General features: G+C 62.4%; 15 protein-coding genes, 1 pseudogene and 1 riboswitch. Of the genes and pseudogenes, 4 read left to right on the top strand and 12 right to left on the bottom strand.

Annotated elements, in window-relative coordinates:
- From thiS to JG743_RS34680, 4 genes and pseudogenes are all read right to left on the bottom strand, one after another.
- On the bottom strand, nt 1–198 hold the full coding sequence (gene thiS / locus JG743_RS27285; protein ID WP_202294727.1) for a sulfur carrier protein ThiS: 198 nt from the start codon (nt 196–198) through the stop codon (nt 1–3).
- Entirely contained in the window at nt 167–1,168 is a 1,002-nt protein-coding gene (thiO, locus tag JG743_RS27280; RefSeq protein ID WP_202294724.1) for a glycine oxidase ThiO, read from the bottom strand. The genes thiS and thiO overlap by 32 nt, the downstream gene beginning before the upstream one ends.
- The gene (gene thiC, locus JG743_RS27275; protein WP_202294721.1) at nt 1,165–3,003 is read right to left on the bottom strand and encodes a phosphomethylpyrimidine synthase ThiC; all 1,839 of its coding nucleotides are present in this window, start codon (nt 3,001–3,003) and stop codon (nt 1,165–1,167) included. Before thiC ends, thiO begins: the two co-directional genes overlap by 4 nt.
- A 103-nt stretch (nt 3,004–3,106) precedes the next feature.
- Nucleotides 3,107–3,223, bottom strand: a riboswitch (TPP riboswitch).
- 20 nt (nt 3,224–3,243) lie between these two features.
- Nucleotides 3,244–3,423: pseudogene (locus tag JG743_RS34680) on the bottom strand (aspartate 1-decarboxylase); the annotation flags it as partial.
- Nucleotides 3,424–3,540: 117 nt separating this feature from the next.
- On the opposite strand from JG743_RS34680, the gene metH reads away from it, so the two are divergent.
- Nucleotides 3,541–7,350, top strand: a complete 3,810-nt coding sequence (gene metH / locus JG743_RS27270) for a methionine synthase (RefSeq protein WP_202294718.1) — start codon at nt 3,541–3,543, stop codon at nt 7,348–7,350.
- Nucleotides 7,351–7,894: 544 nt separating this feature from the next.
- Here metH and JG743_RS27265 read toward each other — a convergent pair.
- From JG743_RS27265 to JG743_RS27255, 3 genes are all read right to left on the bottom strand, one after another.
- Nucleotides 7,895–8,542 carry a helix-turn-helix domain-containing protein gene (locus JG743_RS27265; protein ID WP_202294715.1) on the bottom strand — a complete coding sequence of 216 codons (648 nt, stop codon included), beginning with the start codon at nt 8,540–8,542 and terminating at the stop codon, nt 7,895–7,897.
- 521 nt (nt 8,543–9,063) lie between these two features.
- Entirely contained in the window at nt 9,064–9,678 is a 615-nt protein-coding gene (fixJ, locus tag JG743_RS27260; RefSeq protein ID WP_202294712.1) for a response regulator FixJ, read from the bottom strand.
- Nucleotides 9,665–11,155: a PAS domain S-box protein gene (locus JG743_RS27255; RefSeq protein WP_446720918.1), complete on the bottom strand. Its 1,491-nt coding sequence runs from the start codon at nt 11,153–11,155 to the stop codon at nt 9,665–9,667. The genes fixJ and JG743_RS27255 overlap by 14 nt, the downstream gene beginning before the upstream one ends.
- A 252-nt stretch (nt 11,156–11,407) precedes the next feature.
- Between JG743_RS27255 and JG743_RS27250 the strand changes: the two genes are divergently transcribed.
- The 3 genes from JG743_RS27250 (at nt 11,408) to JG743_RS27240 (ending at nt 13,309) form a co-directional block, all read left to right on the top strand.
- A complete protein-coding gene (locus JG743_RS27250) occupies nt 11,408–12,220 on the top strand; it encodes a universal stress protein (protein ID WP_202303019.1) in 813 nt (270 codons plus the stop codon).
- 103 nt (nt 12,221–12,323) lie between these two features.
- A complete protein-coding gene (locus JG743_RS27245) occupies nt 12,324–12,593 on the top strand; it encodes a DUF6455 family protein (RefSeq protein WP_202294705.1) in 270 nt (89 codons plus the stop codon).
- A gap of 167 nt (nt 12,594–12,760) precedes the next feature.
- The gene (locus tag JG743_RS27240; RefSeq protein WP_202294702.1) at nt 12,761–13,309 is read left to right on the top strand and encodes a hypothetical protein; all 549 of its coding nucleotides are present in this window, start codon (nt 12,761–12,763) and stop codon (nt 13,307–13,309) included.
- 41 nt (nt 13,310–13,350) lie between these two features.
- Here the strand turns inward: JG743_RS27240 and JG743_RS27235 are convergent, their stop codons facing one another.
- From JG743_RS27235 to ccoG, 5 genes are all read right to left on the bottom strand, one after another.
- On the bottom strand, nt 13,351–14,049 hold the full coding sequence (locus JG743_RS27235; protein WP_202294699.1) for a CBS domain-containing protein: 699 nt from the start codon (nt 14,047–14,049) through the stop codon (nt 13,351–13,353).
- A 106-nt stretch (nt 14,050–14,155) separates the two neighbouring features.
- Complete coding sequence (gene ccoS, locus JG743_RS27230) at nt 14,156–14,308, bottom strand: cbb3-type cytochrome oxidase assembly protein CcoS (protein ID WP_202294696.1); 153 nt, start codon at nt 14,306–14,308, stop codon at nt 14,156–14,158.
- Nucleotides 14,305–16,596 (bottom strand): cation-translocating P-type ATPase, encoded by a 2,292-nt coding sequence (locus JG743_RS27225; protein WP_202294693.1) that lies wholly within the window; start codon nt 16,594–16,596, stop codon nt 14,305–14,307. Before JG743_RS27225 ends, ccoS begins: the two co-directional genes overlap by 4 nt.
- Complete coding sequence (locus JG743_RS27220) at nt 16,593–17,090, bottom strand: FixH family protein (RefSeq protein ID WP_202294690.1); 498 nt, start codon at nt 17,088–17,090, stop codon at nt 16,593–16,595. Before JG743_RS27220 ends, JG743_RS27225 begins: the two co-directional genes overlap by 4 nt.
- Complete coding sequence (ccoG, locus tag JG743_RS27215) at nt 17,087–18,652, bottom strand: cytochrome c oxidase accessory protein CcoG (RefSeq protein ID WP_446720877.1); 1,566 nt, start codon at nt 18,650–18,652, stop codon at nt 17,087–17,089. Before ccoG ends, JG743_RS27220 begins: the two co-directional genes overlap by 4 nt.
- Nucleotides 18,653–18,769: the final 117 nt, after the last annotated feature.

Genomic DNA, 18,769 nt, shown 5'->3' with positions numbered 1-18,769 from the left:
CTAGCCTCCCTGCATCGGCGAGAGGATTTCGATCCGGTCGCCGTCGCTCAACTGGAATTCCGCCCGCCTGGCCTTGTGCACGAGGTCGCTGTTGACGGCCGTCGCCAGCCAATCGCCCTCATAGTCGAGCGCTGCAAGCAGCTCTGCCAGCGTGCTGGGGGCAACCTCATGCGCTTCGCCGTTTACGGTCAATTTCATGGACGAGCTCCACGGGTTCGTCGTGACGGAAGATAATTTCGGCCGCCTGGCGCGCCATGGCGGGCGCAAGCAGAAAGCCATGACGATAGAGGCCGTTGATAGCGATGGTGTCTCCACGCGCCTCGACACGCGGTAGATTGTCGGAAAAGGCCGGGCGAATGCCGACGCCGGTCTCAATGATACCCGCCTCGCCGAACGCCGGATGGACGGCGCAGGCAGCGCTGAGCAACTCCATCATTGAGCGAACCGTGACCGGTCCTCCGGATTGGCTTTCGATCATCGTTGCGCCGACCATGAAACAGTGCTCAGCGCGCGGCACCAGATAGAGCGGAAAGCGCGGATGCAGCAGCCGTACCGGGCGCGACAGCGAGACGTCGCGCGTGCGCAGGATCAGCATCTCGCCGCGTACGCCGCGCAGCCTGTCGTCGACTGCCGCCATCCCCGTGCAGTCGATCTGACGATCGAAACCGGAGACCTGACTGGCGTCGACACCGAAGCGGAATTCGACCCCCATGGCCGCGAGCCTGTCATGAAGCGCCGCCATCGCCTCGCGCGGGTCGAGATGGGCTTCATCGGGGAAGAGCAACCCGCGGCGGAAGCGGCCGGCGAGGTCGGGCTCCAGCAACGCAATCTCATCCTCATCGACGCGCCGATGCCCCGAGGTACGGCTGGCGAAGCGGTCGAGTTCGCCTGCATCGCGCGGTGCCGCCACGACCAGTGTTCCGGCCCGCGTCACCTGGCCGGGCGTCGCCGCATCCCACCAGTCGGCGGCATCGCGTCCGAGATCCAGTACCGGCTGCTCGGCGCTTTCACGCTCGCACCATGGCGCCAGCATGCCACCGGCGAACCAGGACGCGTTGCCGCCGAGGCTATGCCGTGTCTCGGCAACAGTCACGGTCGCGCCACGGGTGGCGAGCTCGAAGGCGGCGGTGAGGCCGGCGACGCCGGCCCCTTTGACCAGGACCTTCATGACGGCTCATTTGCCTCCACCGGCGTAAGCGTTTTGCCGGCCTCATCCGCCGGCATGTAGAGGTCGCCGCCTGCACGATATTTCTCCGCCATCGCCGCCATGCCCTCCTTTTGGGCCTCGGCGCGGATGTCGTGAGAAATGCGCATGGAGCAGAATTTCGGCCCGCACATCGAGCAGAAATGCGCCACCTTGTGCGCCTCCTTGGGCAGAGTCTGGTCATGGAAGGAACGCGCGGTCTCGGGATCGAGCGACAGGTTGAACTGGTCCTCCCAGCGGAACTCGAAGCGCGCGCGGGAAAGGGCATCATCCCTGACTTTCGCCGCCGGGTGTCCCTTCGCCAGGTCGGCGGCATGCGCCGCGATCTTGTAGGTGATCACGCCGGTCTTGACGTCATTGCGGTCGGGAAGGCCGAGATGCTCCTTGGGCGTGACATAGCAGAGCATGGCCGTGCCGAACCAGCCGATCATCGCCGCGCCTATGCCTGAGGTGATGTGGTCGTAGCCCGGCGCGATGTCGGTGGTGAGCGGTCCAAGCGTATAGAACGGCGCCTCGCCGCAGACGGCGAGCTGCTTGTCCATGTTCTGCTTGATCTTGTGCATCGGCACATGCCCGGGCCCCTCGATCATCACCTGGCAGTCCTTGGCCCAGGCGATCTGCGTCAGCTCTCCGAGCGTTTCCAACTCCGCGAACTGCGCCGCGTCGTTGGCGTCGGCGATCGAGCCCGGACGAAGCCCGTCGCCGAGCGAGAACGACACGTCGTAAGCGCGACAGATGTCGCAGATCTCGGCGAAGTGCTCGTAGAGGAAGCTCTCCCGGTGATGGTGCAGGCACCATTTGGCCATGATCGAGCCGCCGCGCGAGACGATCCCAGTCACCCGGTCGACGGTCAGCGGGATGTAGTGCAGCCGCACGCCGGCGTGGATGGTGAAATAGTCGACGCCCTGTTCGGCCTGTTCGATCAGCGTGTCGCGATAGACCTCCCAGGTCAGGTCCTCGGCGATGCCGCCGACCTTTTCCAGCGCCTGGTAAAGCGGCACCGTGCCGATCGGCACCGGCGCATTGCGCACGATCCATTCGCGGATGTTGTGAATGTTGCGGCCCGTCGACAGGTCCATCACCGTATCGGCGCCCCAGCGGATCGCCCACACCATCTTCTCGACCTCTTCGGCCATCGACGAAGTGACGGCGGAGTTGCCGATATTGGCGTTGATCTTGACCAGGAAATTGCGGCCGATGATCATTGGCTCGCTCTCGGGATGATTGATGTTGGCGGGAATGATCGCCCGCCCGCGCGCCACTTCGTCACGCACGAATTCCGGGGTGACGAAGTCGGGGATCGCCGCGCCGAAGGCCTCGCCGTCGCGCTCAATCTTGCCGCGCAGCATCTCGCGGCCCAGATTCTCGCGGATCGCGACGAACTCCATTTCGGGCGTGACGATGCCGGCGCGCGCATAGGCAAGCTGGGTCACCGCCTTGCCCGCTTTGGCCCTGAGCGGCTGGTTGCGAACGGGAAATTCCGGCGTCAGGCGCTCGCCCGTCGCGAACCCATTGTCCTCCGGCCGGACATAGCGGCCGTCATAGGCCTCGACATCGCCGCGGGCGATGACCCATTCCTGGCGATGCCGGGCGAGGCCCTTTTCGATGCTGGTGTCGATAGTCGGGTCGGTGTAGGGCCCCGACGGATCGTAGACGGTGACGGGCGGTTCGCCGGCGGTCGGATGGACGGAGATCTCGCGCATCGGCACCCTGATCTGCGGGTGGAGGGTGCCTTGCTTGTGGATCTTGCGTGAGGCGGGCAGCGGTCCCGTCGAAACGGCGGGGGTGAGGGCATTCATCTTGAGGCTCCTTTGCTCGTGCATTGGAGACCCAGTTCTGTGCCGGAAGGATGAAAAGACGCTTTGGTCGTCCTGCCAAAACAGGACCTCGGGCATGAACTCCCGCAAAGCGCTTGCACCGTCCCTACGCCAGTATGAACTGGATCAGGTTCAACGGGTCACTGCGCCGCGAAAGCCAGCAGTATCTCAGCCCCTTGCCGGGACTCCCCTGGTGAATGCCTCAAGTTGAACGGGCTCGCGCTATCTTGTCAAGCGAAGGATGGAGAAAGCGTAACGGCCATCTGCGTCGAGATCGACGGAGTAGCTCAGGCGGTCCAGTATGTGGTTATCCTAATCGAACGTGATAATCCGCGGCTTCAGGGAGGTGATACGCGCTTCGTCCAGGTATATGGAGTTGCAGACAATGAAAGCCGGCGAAGGCCACTTGACTGGGTGAAACCGACGCGCACTGGGGTGACAGAAGGTCTTAGAGGGCGTATGTTGACATAAAGATGTCTTTATGTGCCTTGGATGCGGCTGTCGTCTTGAGGATGAAAAATGTCGCAAAGCTCCTCATCGCTGGATGACCTGTTCGGCCCCGCCGCGGCAAAGCCCGACGGTTCCGAAGTGGTTGCTGCGCTGACCGCAGCAGCGCACGAACGCATCCTCATCCTTGACGGCGCCATGGGCACGCAGATCCAGGGTCTGGGTTTCGACGAGAGCCAGTTTCGCGGCGAGGCCTTCGCCGGCTGCCCCTGCCACCAGCAAGGCAACAACGACCTTTTGATCCTGACCCAGCCCGGGGCGATCGAGGAAATCCACTATCAGTACGCCATCGCAGGCGCCGATATCCTCGAGACCAACACCTTCTCCTCGACCTCGATCGCCCAGGCTGATTACGGAATGGAGGATGCCGTCTATGCGCTGAACCGCGACGGAGCGCGGCTGGTGCGCCGTGCCGCGCTGAGAGCACAGCGGGAAGACGGCAAACGCCGTTTCGTTGCCGGTGCGCTAGGGCCGACCAATCGCACGGCGTCGATGTCGCCTGACGTCAACAACCCAGGCTATCGCGCCGTGACTTTCGACGATCTGCGCCTCGCCTATGGCGAACAGTTGCGCGGGTTGATCGACGGCGGCGTCGACATCATCCTGATCGAGACCATCTTCGACACGCTGAACGCCAAGGCGGCGATCTTCGCCTGCAACGAGATCTTTATCGAGAAAGGCGTGCACCTGCCGGTGATGATCTCCGGCACGATCACCGACCTGTCCGGCCGCACGCTGTCCGGCCAGACGCCGACCGCCTTCTGGCATTCTGTGCGTCACGCCAGCCCGTTCACCATCGGCCTCAACTGCGCGCTCGGCGCCAAGGCCATGCGCGCGCATCTGGCCGAGATTTCGGACGTCGCCAACACTTTCACCTGCGCCTATCCGAATGCAGGCCTGCCCAATGAATTCGGCCGATATGACGAGAGCCCGGAATACATGGCCGCGCAGATCGAGGATTTCGCACGCGAGGGGCTGGTCAATGTCGTCGGCGGCTGCTGTGGCTCGACGCCGGATCATATCCGTGCCATCGCCGAGGCGGTAAAGAAGTATCCGCCGCGCGCCATCCCCGACATCGAGCCGAAGATGCGCCTGTCCGGGCTGGAGCCGTTCACGCTGACCGACGAGATTCCCTTCGTCAATGTCGGTGAGCGGACCAATGTCACGGGGTCGGCCAAGTTCCGCAAGCTGATCACGGCGGGCGACTATGTCGCAGCGCTCGACGTGGCACGCGACCAGGTCGCCAACGGCGCCCAGATCATCGACATCAACATGGACGAGGGGCTGATCGATTCGACGAAGGCGATGGTCTGTTATCTCAACCTGATCGCTGCCGAACCGGATATCGCCCGTGTCCCCGTGATGGTCGACAGTTCGAAATGGGAGATCATCGAGGCCGGCCTCAAATGCGTGCAGGGCAAGCCGCTGGTCAACTCCATCTCGATGAAGGAAGGTGAGGAAGCCTTCCTGCATCATGCCAGGCTGGTGCGCGCCTACGGCGCGGCGGTGGTCGTCATGGCCTTCGACGAGGCCGGCCAGGCCGACACCAAGGCGCGCAAGATCGAGATCTGCACCCGCGCCTACAAACTCCTCACCGAACAGGCCGGCTTCCCGCCCGAGGACATCGTTTTCGACCCCAACGTCTTCGCCGTCGCCACCGGCATCGAGGAACATGACAACTACGGCGTCGACTTCATCGAGGCCGCCGGCGAGATCACTGGCACGCTGCCGCATGTCCATATTTCTGGCGGTGTGTCGAACCTGTCCTTCTCGTTCCGCGGCAACGAGCCGGTGCGCGAGGCCATGCACGCCGTGTTCCTCTATCATGCCATCCAGCGCGGCATGGATATGGGCATCGTCAATGCCGGCCAGCTTGCCGTCTACGACACGATCGAACCGGAGCTGCGCGAGGCCTGCGAGGATGTCGTCCTCAACCGCATGCCCAGGGCCGGCGGCACCGCCACCGAACGCATGCTGGAGATCGCCGAACGCTTCAAGGGCACGGCGAGCCAGGAAGCCAGGGAACGCGATCTCGCCTGGCGCGAATTGCCGGTCGAACAGCGGATCAGCCACGCGCTGGTCAACGGCATCACTGAATTCATCGACGCGGACACCGACGAAGCGCGGCGCGCCGCCGAACGGCCGCTGCATGTCATCGAGGGTCCCCTGATGGCTGGTATGAACGTGGTCGGCGACCTGTTCGGTGCGGGAAAAATGTTCCTGCCGCAAGTGGTGAAGTCGGCGCGCGTGATGAAGCAGGCGGTGGCGGGATTGCTGCCGCACATGGAGGCCGAGAAGGTGGCGAACTCCGCCAACGGCATCGACACCGGCGAACGCCAAGCGGCGGGAAAAATCCTGATGGCGACGGTGAAGGGCGACGTCCACGACATCGGCAAGAACATCGTCGGCGTCGTTCTCGCCTGCAACAATTACGAGATTATCGATCTCGGCGTCATGGTGCCGGCGGCCAAGATCCTGCAGACGGCACGCGAGAGACAAGTCGATATCATCGGCCTGTCCGGTCTCATCACGCCGTCGCTCGACGAGATGGTGCACATGGCTTCCGAGATGGAGCGCGAGGGCCTCGACATCCCGCTGTTGATCGGCGGCGCGACGACCAGCCGCGTGCACACGGCGGTGAAGATCCATCCGCGCTATACCAGCGGCCAGACGGTCTACGTCACCGACGCCAGCCGGGCGGTCGGCGTGGTCTCGTCCTTGCTTTCGAACGAGACCAAGGGCGGCTATGTCGACGCGGTGCGCGCCGAATACAAGAAGGTCGCCGATGTGCATGCCCGCTCCGAAGCCGACAAGCAACGGTTGCCGCTGGCCAAGGCGAGAGCCAACGCGCACCGGATCGATTGGTCGAGCTATGAGCCGCCGAGACCTTCCTTCACAGGCGTGAAGGCTTTTGAGAACTGGGACCTTGCCGAACTCGCGCGCTACATCGACTGGACGCCGTTCTTCCAGACCTGGGAGCTGAAGGGGCGTTATCCAAAAATCCTCGAAGACGAGGCGCAGGGACCAGCGGCGCGCCAACTGTTCGAGGATGCGCAGGCGATACTGGAGAAGATCATCGCCGAGAAATGGTTCGCGCCACGCGGCGTCATCGGCTTCTGGCCGGCCAACGCCGTCGGAGACGATATCAGGCTGTTCACAGACGAGGCGCGATCACAGGAATTGGCGACCTTCTTCACCTTGCGCCAGCAGCTGAACAAGCGCGACGGCAAAGCCAATGTCGCGCTGTCGGATTTCGTCGCCCCGTCGGAAAGCGGCAAGCCCGATTATGTCGGCGGCTTCATCGTTACCGCCGGCATCGAGGAAGTGGCGATCGCCGAGCGTTTCCAGCGGGCAAATGACGATTATTCGTCGATCATGGTCAAGGCGCTGGCCGACCGCTTCGCCGAGGCCTTCGCCGAACGCATGCACGAGAAGGTGCGCAAGGAATTCTGGGGCTACACGCCCAACGAGAATCTGGCGCCAGACGAACTGATCGGCGAACCCTATCGCGGCATCCGCCCGGCGCCCGGCTATCCGGCGCAGCCCGATCATACCGAAAAGGCAACGCTGTTCCGGTTGCTCGACGGCGAGCGCAATGCGGGCGTGAGCCTCACAGAGAGCTATGCGATGTGGCCTGGCTCGTCAGTGTCCGGCATCTATCTCGCGCATCCCGAAAGCTATTATTTCGGCGTCGCCAAGGTCGAACGCGACCAGGTCGAGGACTATGCGCGCCGCAAGGCGATGCCGTTGGCCGAGGTCGAGCGCTGGCTTGGGCCGATCCTCAACTACGTGCCGGTGCCTTATGCGGCGGCGGCGGAGTAGCTTCGCGAAGCTGTCGCCTTTTGCTTCAGGTGGCGTCGCTTTCCTGTGAACGGAATCAGCGCATCGCAGACCGCATGGCTCATTCGCCCCAGTTGGAGCGGTGACGGTACTTTTCGAGACGACTTGGGCGTACGGTCGAACGCCGCAAAGTGCAAAAAACGCCCGATTGTCCCCGATAGTTGGTGAAACCTGAAAATATTTCTTGCGGCGATTTTCCCTTTAAAATCAGAAGCGTAACTTTTTGACGGATCATGCGGCGGCTTTCAGTGCCGCAAGCAAGAAAAAACCCAGCTAGATCAATGACCTAGCTGGGTTGAAAACAATCGAGTGGGAGTAGAGGAAACGGCATCAGTGGCGACGTTCGGCAGGTCTCTTGCCCTCTCTCCGGTTTGGACACGGTGGCGGGGCATATCAACCAGGAAAAGTGCGTAGCGGTTTTCCGTCCGGGATTGCCTAGAACAAAAACTTAGAGCGGATCGGCGATTCTATCAAAAGCTGAACTGCTCTTGATATGATTGAAGTTGCGTTGTTTGCTTGGAAGGGCTCACTCGCCCATGTACTGAAGCACGTCCTGCTTGAGGATCTCCACACAACGCAGGCTCAGCAGACGGATGACGCCCTTCTCCTTCAGCTTGGTGAAAACCCTCGAGACGGTCTCGATGGTGAGGCCGAGGTAGTCGCCGATATCCACACGCGACATGGGCAGTTCGACCTGGCGCAGACCGCCTTGCCGTTCGGCCATGTCGAGCAGGAACGCCGCGACGCGTTCGATGGCGTTCTGGCGGCCGAGGACCAGCAGGTGCTCCTGTGCTCTTGTCAGGCCCTTGAGCGCCAACGGCAGCAGCTGTGGTGCCATGTCGGTCCCGGCGGCGAGGCGGAAGACGCGGACGCCGGTGGCATTGATCGCTTCAGCGAAGAAATGATGCGTGGTGCCGGCTTCGAAGCCGAATGTCTCTCCGGCCAGGTGAAAAGCGCTGATCTGCCGGCGGCCGTCGGCAAGCAGGCGGTAGACACGGACGGCGCCGAACTCGACCTGGTAGAAGGCGCCGGCCTTCTCGCCCTGGGCATAGATTTCGGACCCAGGTGGGAAGAAGCTGATCGGTTGCACTGGTGCCGAGCCAAATGCCCCCTGCAGGGCCGGATTGGCAGGCTGTGATGGCAGTGAAATCCTTGCGGTGTTGTAGGCGTTCATCGCTGCGTTCCCGGTTGATCCGTTGTCACAGCAATCGCTCGAATCCATGGAGCGCGAAATTCGGTTATGTCCCTACGGGAAACTGCGTAGAACCTGTCACAGGCCGACAAGGTCGCATCATCGGCTGGATACATGCCGCGCTAGGCGAGAAACGTTAGACCTCGCTTGCTCCAGCCTCGGCCCTGGCCGCGCTCATCGACTGGACCGACATCAGAGGGTTGGCCCGCATTCGCGCATCCAACGATTTCGGAAAATGATCCAAATCAAGGCGAGGCCCGCCATCTTGCGCATCCTAGGGCGATGTGGAACCCGATCCTAAGCGCTCCGTTCGACCGCGATCTCGAACTAGCTGTCCTCGATGAGGACGGCGAGCATGCGCTTGTATTTCCCTGCATAAAGACACGGAAAGGATGGAAAAACGCCGCGACCGGCGCATATATCGACATCCACCCGACCCATTGGCGTGACTGGGAAGCGGAGAGGGCGCCGACAAATATCCGCGATTCGTTTCCTCAATCGCCTTAATGCTTGGGATCCAGGATCAGCGCCATGCGAACCAGATGCGACAGGCTGCCCGCGGCCATCTTGCTCATGACATTGGCGCGATGGATTTCGACCGTGCGCGGGCTGATTCCCAGATCATAGGCGATCGTCTTGTTCGGCAGACCTGATACAAGCCCATCCAGCACCTGCCGCTCCCGCTCCGAAAGCGTTGACAGACGCCCGCGGATTTCGGCGGATTGCGGGTGGCTTGCATCGACCCGATTGCGATTGCCCAGTGCTGAACGGATTGCGTCGATCAAGATCTCGTCGTCGAAAGGCTTTTCGATGAAATCGGCCGCCCCTTCCTTCATCGCCTGAACGGCGAGCGCGACATCGGCATGACCGGTCATGACAATGACCGGAAGCCTATGCCCGCGACCTCTCAACTGCCGCAGGAACTCGATGCCGTCGATACCTGGCATGCGTACATCGGTCACGATGCAGCCGTCGATATTGTCGGTGGCTGAAGCCAGGAAGGCTGTCGCGGATTCATGCAGGCGCACGGCAAAATCGGCAGTCCCCAGAAGAAAACCGAGCGACTTGCGAACATCGACGTCGTCGTCGACCACATGCACAAGATCATTCCCGGCCATTGGCGATCTCTTCCCTGTCAACGATTCGCAAGGTGAACCGGAAAGCGGTTCCTCCAGATGGCATTGCCTCGGCCCATATATGGCCACCGTGCGATTCGACGATAGTGCGGCAAATGGAGAGGCCTACACCCATACCTTGCTTCTTGGTCGTGACGAAAGGCTGGAAAAGCTGGGCGGACACCTCGGGCGAAAGGCCCGTGCCTGTATCGATCACGCTCACTTCGGCCATACCGTCGTCCCTGGCTACCGTCATGACATGCAACTCGCGACGTGTCGCGCCCTGCATAGCCTCCACCGCATTGCGCATCAGGTTAAGCAGAACCTGCTGAATCTGGATGCGGTCCGTCAGGACCAGTTCGGCTGCCGGATCGAGCTTGTAGCTGACCCGCATATCGGCTTCCCGTGCGCCAACGAGGGCCAGGGACGAGGCTTCCTCGATCAGCGCCGGCAGGCGCTCGACCTGGCGCTCGCTTTCACCTCTTGCGACGAAGTCGCGAAGATGTCGGATGACATTTCCTGCCCGCAAGGCCTGTTCCGCTGCCTTTTCGACAGCCTCCCTCAACATCGGCGCGTTCTCTTCCGTACTTTTTTCAAGCAGCCGGCGGCTGCCCTTTAGGTAATTGGTGATGGCGGTTAGTGGTTGGTTGATCTCATGCGCAAGCGTCGAGGCCATTTCGCCAAGCGCGGTAAACCGCGCCATGTGGAGCAGTTCCCGCTGCTGCTCCTGTATTCTTGCTTCCGCCCGGTGACGCTCGGTCAGGTCGCGGCAGAAGCCGGTAAAGAAGCGTCCGGTTCCTGGATGCATCTCGCCAACGGAAAGCTCCATGGGAAAGGTCGAACCATCCTTGCGCATTCCCGTGACGGTGCGGCCAAGTCCTATGATCCGGCGCTCTCCGGTCGCCAGATAGCGGTGCAGGTAGGCGTCATGCTCGTCGCGGTAGGGTGCCGGCATCAGCAGGCTGACATTCTGGCCTATGACTTCGCTCGATGCGTAGCCGAACAATGTCTCGGCGGCTGTGCTGAAGGATTGAATGCGGCCTTGCTCATCGATGACGACCATTGCATCTGGCACCGTTGCCAGGATCGAGCGCAGATGGTCCTCACGCAGTCGAAGTGCGGCATTCGCAAAGGAGAGGTCGCTGACATCCGTGCCTTCGACGAAGATCGCAGTGACGCGGCCATTGTCATCCTTGATCGGCTGGTAGACGAAATCGAGGATGCGCTCTTCTGCCGGCTCATCGGTCCTGTTGAGAAGGGCAACTTTGACGCCTTGGCCTCTGTACGGCTCGCCGGTCTTGGACACCTCGTCAAGCCATTCGAAAAAACCTTGACCTTCGAGCTCGGGAAGCGCCTCGCGCATCGGCTTGCCAATCACCTGCCTGTGGTCGATCAGGCGTTGGTAGGCGGCATTGGTCAGTTCGAAGACATGGTCCGGTTCACGCATGAGGGCCATGAAGCCGGGAGCCTGCTCGAACATCTGTGACAAGACGGATTTCAGCTTCGTCCCGCCGACCGGCAAAATAGGCGCTTCGTTTTGGCTCACCTGGGGTCCTTGGGTTCGGCCACGCTTGCAAGAAGGGCTAATTATCACTCCTGGCCGCTTGCGCAAAACCAGTCGAGGCAAAGTTCTCAGAACGAAAACGGCGGTGCTTTTGACTCGCATCAAGGCATCAGGCGCCGGCGAAATGCAATTGTGCAGGCATCCGGCGAGTTCTGAAAGGTGCCTTGCATGTCTTATAAGTCAATCATTGCAAATCTTGCGATAGATGCGCCGCCCGCGCCCATGGTGAAGTTGGGGGTCGAACTGGCCGAGCGTTTCGGAGCGCACCTTGTTGGCCTGGCGGCTGCCGATGTTCCGCCCCTCGTCGCGACCGGCAACGGTCTGGTCTACGAGGGGGAGATCATGCAGATCCAGCGAACCGAAATCGAAAAGCGGCTTGCCGAACTCAGGGCCGAGTTCGAGAGGCTGGTTCCGGCATCGGTCAGCAGCGAATGGGGGCAGGCGGTGTGTAGTCCCACACGCTTCCTCAGCGAGTCCTCCCGCGCGGCCGACCTTATCGTCACCGGCGGCGAAGGCGGCGAAAATGTTTACCGCGCCGTCGACATCGGGAGCCTGGCGCTCGGCGCAGGCCGGCCCGTCCTCGTCGCCGCGAGCAATGCCGAACATGTCATGGCAAAGACCGTGCTGGTCGCCTGGAAGGACACCAGGGAGGCGCGACGGGCGATCGCCGATGCGTTGCCGTTCCTTGCCGGCGCCAACAAAGTCGTAGTCGTCACGATGGATACCAACCGTCATGAAAGCATCCGCGACAGTCTCGCCGATATCGCGGCTTATCTCGAACATCATGGCGTCACGGCCCGGACTGAACTGATACCCGACGAGGCTGACGGCGACCGGCTGCTGGCATTCGCGCACTCGATCCAAGCCGACCTGATTGTCTCCGGCGCCTACGGCCACAGCCGCCTGCGGGAATGGGCCTTCGGCGGCGTCACTCGCTCGCTGATCGAGAGCAACGGCATCCATCGCTTCATGTCGTATTGACCGCCGGCCGGAATGATCCGCCCGAGCGGAGTTGCCTGTTGACCAAGATCAAGGCGGCGGCCCCCAGCATGGCAAAGATGGTTGGGAAACAGGAGTGATCCCAATGACCTTTCTCGACTATCTGATTTCAGTAGACGCCAGGACTGCCCTGATGGGGCGCATGATGCAGAAGCTCGGCGTCGACAGGCAGTTGAAGGTCGTCGCGGACCATGCCGCCGTTACCAATCGGGCGGTGGATCGCTGCCGCTCCTGCGGGCACCAGGATGAGTGCTCGACCTGGCTTGACCAACACCTGCAAGCCGACGAACCGCCAGACTACTGCCGCAACCGCGACCTGATCGCACGACTGCAGCATGCGGCTGGCCAGCGATAGTGCTTTCGGCGCCTGGCACGAGCTTGGCTGACGCATGCAGCGTCCCATGGCTTGCGCTCATTGGAGAGGTCTGCGAATGCCGTTTTGCCGCCGGCGTTTGACCTCAGGCACTGCGTCGAACCGAGCTTTTGCAGTTGATGGATTTGCACTCACGGGACCAGGCAGTCTTGGACACTCTATTTTTCCTGGAAGCATTTCTGCTCTTTGTCGCGCCAGGGCCAACCAATGCCCTTTTGATGGCAGGGGCGGTCAAGCGAGAGAAGGCGGTCCCGCTTTTGATCGCGCAGGCATGCGGATACGGAATCGCCGCCGCCTGCTGGTTTTCGCTGCGTCCCTGGATGCCGCCCGGTGCCATCCTGGCACTCAAGCTGGTCGCGGCGGCATGGCTCGTCGTCCTTGGCCTGCGCCTGATAACCAGTGCCCGGATCAACACCACCAAGGATGGTGGCGCCATTTCCGTCCTGGCAACCAGTGCCCTCAATCCGAAGGCGTTTATCTATTGCCTGGCAATCGTACCGACAGACGCCGGACCGCGGGCGCTGGCGATATTCTGGATTGTGCTCTTGATGATCACGGCTGCCACGGGATCGGTGTGGCTTCTGCTCGGTAGTCGGCTTGGCGAAGACGGAAGAATAACAGACAGGGTAGCGGGCACGGCGCTCATTGCCTTCGCCATGCTGCTGCTTCGACCATTGATACCACTGATCGCGACCTGAGGTTGGTCGCTGTCGCGTGCTACCGACTTCTGTCAGACCAACTAGGACACAAGCACGACCGACAATGGTCCCGCGCAGAACAGGCTGTCCTTGACAGCCTTGACGCCTGCAACGTTCTCCGCTGCAACCACGGCCGCCTTCCGCTGACGCTCGTCAAAGATCGCGCCGCTCAGCTCGACAGTTCCTCGATCGACACTTACCCCGATCAAGCCCCCGTTGATCCAGACTTGGCCTTTGAGCTCCGCCAGGACGTTCTTGCGGATGGAATCGTCAGCATCCGTCGTCGCGCCCGATTTCGGCAGGACGCGCAACAGTGCGCGCAGCAGGTCCGTCCGCGTGACGATGCCGACGAGCTTTCCTGCCCGGACGATCGGCACATTCTTGATCTTGTTCCCTGCCATCAACCCGACAATTTCTGCGAGCGAGGCACTCGGCGGCGCCGACACGACCTGACCTGTCATCACCTCGTCGACTCGACGTCCGTTCGCGAGGACATATTCGCTGGCCATCTTGCCGGGGCCGACGACAAACTCCAGCCAGCGAGGACGAACGCGCTGGGTGCCGAGCTCCTGACGGCGCAGGAAATCGCCCTCGCTGATGATGCCTGCCACTGTTCCGTCATCGCGGACGACCGGCAGACAGCCGATCTTCCTGGCAAGCATAAGTTCGGCCGCATCGGCGATCGAAGCGCCCGGACCTACGGTGACGACCGGCGTGGTCATTATGGCTTCGGCCTGCATTGCTGCCTCCTTATTTCCAACCGGCCCTTTGTCGGATGCCGGGCCCATTGTCGGACGGTTGAGCGATCCGGTCATTGACCTGCGTCATTTCAAAGGGGCGGCGCAGTCACTTCGGCGGCTCATCCCGATCGATCAGAATGCGCTCCGCCGCTCCATCAAGATCCTCGTACTGGCCGCTTCTCAGCGCCCAAAGGAAACCGGTCAGCCCCAGCGCACCGAGGAACAGCGCTACCGGGATGAGGTAGACGAGCGTCGTCATGAGGGTTGAACCAGCATGCCGGGGCGCGCGCGCCGATCTGGCGGAGCGATTTCAGCCGATGAACGTGTCGCGGATCCTTGAAGCCGCAGGGCGTTGCCGATCACGAGCAGCGACGAGGCGGACATCGCGACCGCAGCGATGAGGGGCGTCACATGCCCCGATATGGCGATCGGCACCGCAAACGCGTTGTAGACGATCGCAATTGTGATGTTCTGCCGGATCAGCCGGCCCGCCTTGCGCGAAATGTCCACTGCCAAAGGCACAGCCAGGAGGCTTTCGCGCAGGAAGACGAAATCGGCGGCATTGCGACCCACATCGGCCGCGGTCGCCGGGGCCATCGAGACATGCGCCGCGCCGAGCGCCGGCGTGTCGTTCAGCCCATCGCCCACCATCAGGACCTTGTGGCCCTGCCTGGACAGTGCCTCGATCCGTTCAACCTTGCCGGAGGGCAGCAGCGCGGGGACGAAATCGTCGATTCCCAAGGTCCTGGCGACTTCGCCGCAGGCATTGGCGGTATCGCCGGACAACATCTCGACGGAGATGCCTGCATCCCGCAATTGCCCGACTGCCACCTTGGCGTCGGCGCGCGCAGCATCCTCGAACGTGAAGGCGGCGACGATCGCCCCGTTCTTCGAGAGCACCGTTCCGCCAAAGCCGCCAGATTTGCCTTCGCCGCCGGTCCGCGCCTTCCACCCAGCCCATCCGCGCCGGCCGAGACGCCAGGTATTCCCCTCAGTGACGGCCTCGATGCCGAAGCCTGGGTGTTCGCTGACGGACCCGAGCCTGAGTTGACCGGAAAAACCCGCGAAAACGGCTATGGCCTTCGAGAACGGATGGCGCGAATGCGCGGCCATGTCGGCTGCGATCGCCAGCATGGTCGGGTCGATGGACGGCGCGTTGACCAGCCTTGGCTGTCCGAGCGTGAGCGTCCCGGTCTTGTCGAACACCGCCGTGTCGATCGCGGCCAGCCGTTCCATGGCCGAACCGTCCTTGACCATGACGCCGGCCTCGAACAGGCGCCGCGCCGCGACCACCTGCACGATCGGTACGGCGAGCCCGAGCGCGCAAGGGCAAGTGATGATGAGAACGGCGATCGCGATCGTCATTGCCAGGTGCCAGTCGCCGGACGCGACCATCCAGCCGAGGAATGTCAGCAAGGCCGCGAGATGAACCACAGGTGCGTAGAGGGCAGAGACCCGGTCGGCGATCCTGCGATACTGCGATCGGCCACCCTCCGCGGCCTCCATGAGCCGGACCATCTCGGCCAGGAAAGAATCCTTCGCCGTAGCCGTCGCCTGCATGGTCAGCGGACCCGTGAGATTGAGCGTGCCGGCCTGAACGTGCGCTCCCGAGCCCACGGTCCGGGGCGTGCTTTCCCCGGATACCAGCGAGCAGTCGAGATCAGAGATTCCGCCGAGGATATTGCCATCGACCGGAATCCGCTCGCCGGCCGCGATGAGCAGTTGCATGCCGGGTTCGATCTCGCCGACGGGCAGGTAGTCGCGTGTGCCGTCACCTCGCAGCACCATGGCGCCGCGCGCCGCCAACTGCGCCAGGCCGTTCACCGCGGTCCGTGCGCGCTCCCGCATCACGTGATCCAGCGTGCGGCCGATCAGAAGGAAGAACAGCAAGGACACCGACGCATCGAAATAGGCGTGCTCGCCGTGCGTGATTGTCTCGTAGAGGCTCATGGCATAGGCGAGCGAGACACCGACCGCTATAGGCACATCCATGTTCATGCGACCGTGGCGCAGCGCATTCCATGCCGAGCGGAAATAGATGCCGCCGGCGAAGGCGAGCGCCGGGATGGCGATCAGCGCCGAAACCCAATGGAATAGGTCGCGGGTCGCGCCTTCCGCGCCGGACCAGACCGAGACCGAAAGCAGCATGATGTTGCCGGCCGCAAAGCCGGCGACCGCGACGGCGCGGATCAGTTCCGAGAGCGTCTTGTCCTTCCCGTCAGACTCCGGATCGAACAGGTGCGCGTCATAGCCCAGTCGTCCAAGCGTGGCGACGAATGGCGGAACCTCATCGCCAAGCCAGCGGATCGAAACACGTTTTGTCGACAGGTTGACCCGTGCGCCCTCGACATGCTCGAGCTTTTCGAGCGCCGTCTCGATCGTCTGAATGCAGGCTGCGCAATGCACCGCCGGTACCGAGAGATCGGTTTGGTGCAGGTCCCCGCCAAGCAAGCGGCTCGCCAACCGAATTTCCTGGCTTGATGGCAGGGCCAAGGTGACACCATCGAGATCCAGCGCCATTTCGGCGCCCGGCGCGCAGCAGCTCATTGCAGTGCTCCATGGGAAATCGTGATTCTACGGACATCGCGATAGGGTTCCGCGAGACCGGCATCGGCATCGACTTCGACGATCCAGACGCCATCTCTCGGCGTGTGCTGCGCGGCAAATTCCTGACCCGCGGCAGCGGCCAGAGTGACGGACCTGTCCTCTGCCTCGTAGGCGGGGTGGCGAAACAGAACTTTCACCGCGTGCAGGAGAACAGGCTTGCCGGCTGCGTCGCTGAGGCGGTAGCGGACCTCGCCCCATGCGATCGTCAGTTTGCCGGTCCAGCCAAGCGCAGCCTGCGCGCGGCCTTCTTCTGCCTTCCGGTTGAACTGTTGGCTCGCCACATAGGTGTTTTCGACGACGAGCCCGGTCCAACTCTTGCTGGCAAGCGTCGCCATAGTCAGATTGACGCCGATGACCACGCCGAAGAAACCGAGAATGGTGAACAGCATGTGCCGGCCGGTGAATTCGCGGGATTTCTGCGAATGGGCGCTCATCTGGCGGTCTCCGGTGCATTGAACGTGGCCGTGTATTCGGCGGATTCGAGGCCGGCCTTGTCCTCGATCAGGAACTTGAAGCTCTGCGCGGCGCCCTCGATCTGGTCGGCTGGCTGGCGTACGAAAACCTTCAGGGTCTTCAGCCGGTCGGGATCGGCCAGGGTCGCGAAAGAGCGGGAGGGGGGAAGCTCGATGCCGACCGCGCTCATCTCGGCGCCCGGCAGGCCTTGCAAGGTGACAACGATCGTCCTCGGCTCGGGGATCATGTTGAGCAGCTTGACGGTGTAGCCGTTGCGGATCGAGCCGTCGGAAAGCGTCACGAATTGCGGATTGCGGTCGTGCAGGACGTTGAGCTCCAGGCGCTCGCGGGTCAGCAGCGAATAGAGCAACGCGAGCCCGACGGCCGACCATGCGCCCAGATAGATGAAGGTGCGCAGACGGAAGATCTTGCGAATGTGGAAATGCGCCAACTTCTCCGAAAAGGTGCCGTCGGCAGTTCGCACCAGCGAGGGATCTACCGGGCGTGAACCGCCCGCGGTGGCCACAGCCATATTGGCATTGTAGTCGGACAATGTCGCATAGGAGATCAGCCCGCGCTCCCTGCCGAGCTTGTCCATCACGCTGTCGCAGGCATCGATGCAGAGTGCGCAGGTGATGCATTCGAGCTGCTGGCCGTCCCGAATGTCGATACCCATCGGGCAGACGGCGACACAGGCATTGCAGTCGACGCAATCGCCAACTGGCTGTCCGGCGGCAATGGCCTTCTTGGCATGGCGCGAGCGGGGCTCGCCGCGCCAGTCATTGTAGGTGACGGTGAGCGAATTCTCATCCAGCATGGCGGCCTGGATACGCGGCCATGGGCACATGTAGGTGCAGACCTGCTCGCGCATCAGCCCGCCGAATGTGTAGGTGGTTGCCGTGAGCACGAGGATGGTCACATAGGCGACCGGCGCGGAAGTGCCCCGGAAGACTTCACCGGCCAGTGTCGGCGCGTCGGCGAAATAGAAGATCCAGGCGCCGCCGGTTGCTGCGGCTATGACCAGCCAGATGGCGTGCTTCGATGCACGCAGCACCAGCTTGCGTGCCGTCCATGGGCCGGCGTCAAGCTTCATGCGCGCGTTGCGATCGCCTTCGATCGCCCGCTCCACGACGAGAAACAAGTCGACCCACACGGTCTGCGGACAGGTATAGCCGCACCAGGCGCGGCCGACCGTGGATGTAATCAGGAACAGGCCGATGCCGGCCATCATCAGAAGACCGGCGACGTAGTAGAATTCCTGCGGCCATATCTCGATGAAGAAGAAGTAGAAACGACGGTTGGCGAGATCGAGCAGCACTGCCTGGTCGGGCGCGAACGCGCCGCGATCCCACCGCAGCCATGGCGTCAGGTAGTAGATGCCCAGCGTGATCGCCATCACCAGCCATTTGAAGCGGCGAAAGCTGCCCGAGGCGCGTTTCGGGAAGATCTTCCTGCGCGGGGCATAAAGCGGCTGCCGGATCCTGGCGGAATTGACCGCCTCCGCTTCCAGCCGTTCAACCTGCGTCTGATCCAGCACCTTCATCTCCATTTGCGCACGACCGATAATCCCGCCTGAGCAACTCTTGCCGCCGGACGGGCCACGCCGCGTTGATGCAGGTCAATCTCGTGGTGCTGAAACAAGTCGAGGCCCGGCTGTGCC

Origin of the sequence: Mesorhizobium sp. 131-2-1 (assembly GCF_016756535.1) — a bacterium.
In the GTDB taxonomy this organism is placed as follows: Bacteria; Pseudomonadota; Alphaproteobacteria; order Rhizobiales; family Rhizobiaceae; genus Mesorhizobium.
The sequence above is the reverse complement of the archived record's forward strand: the minus strand, read 5'-3'. Positions and strand labels throughout refer to the sequence as shown.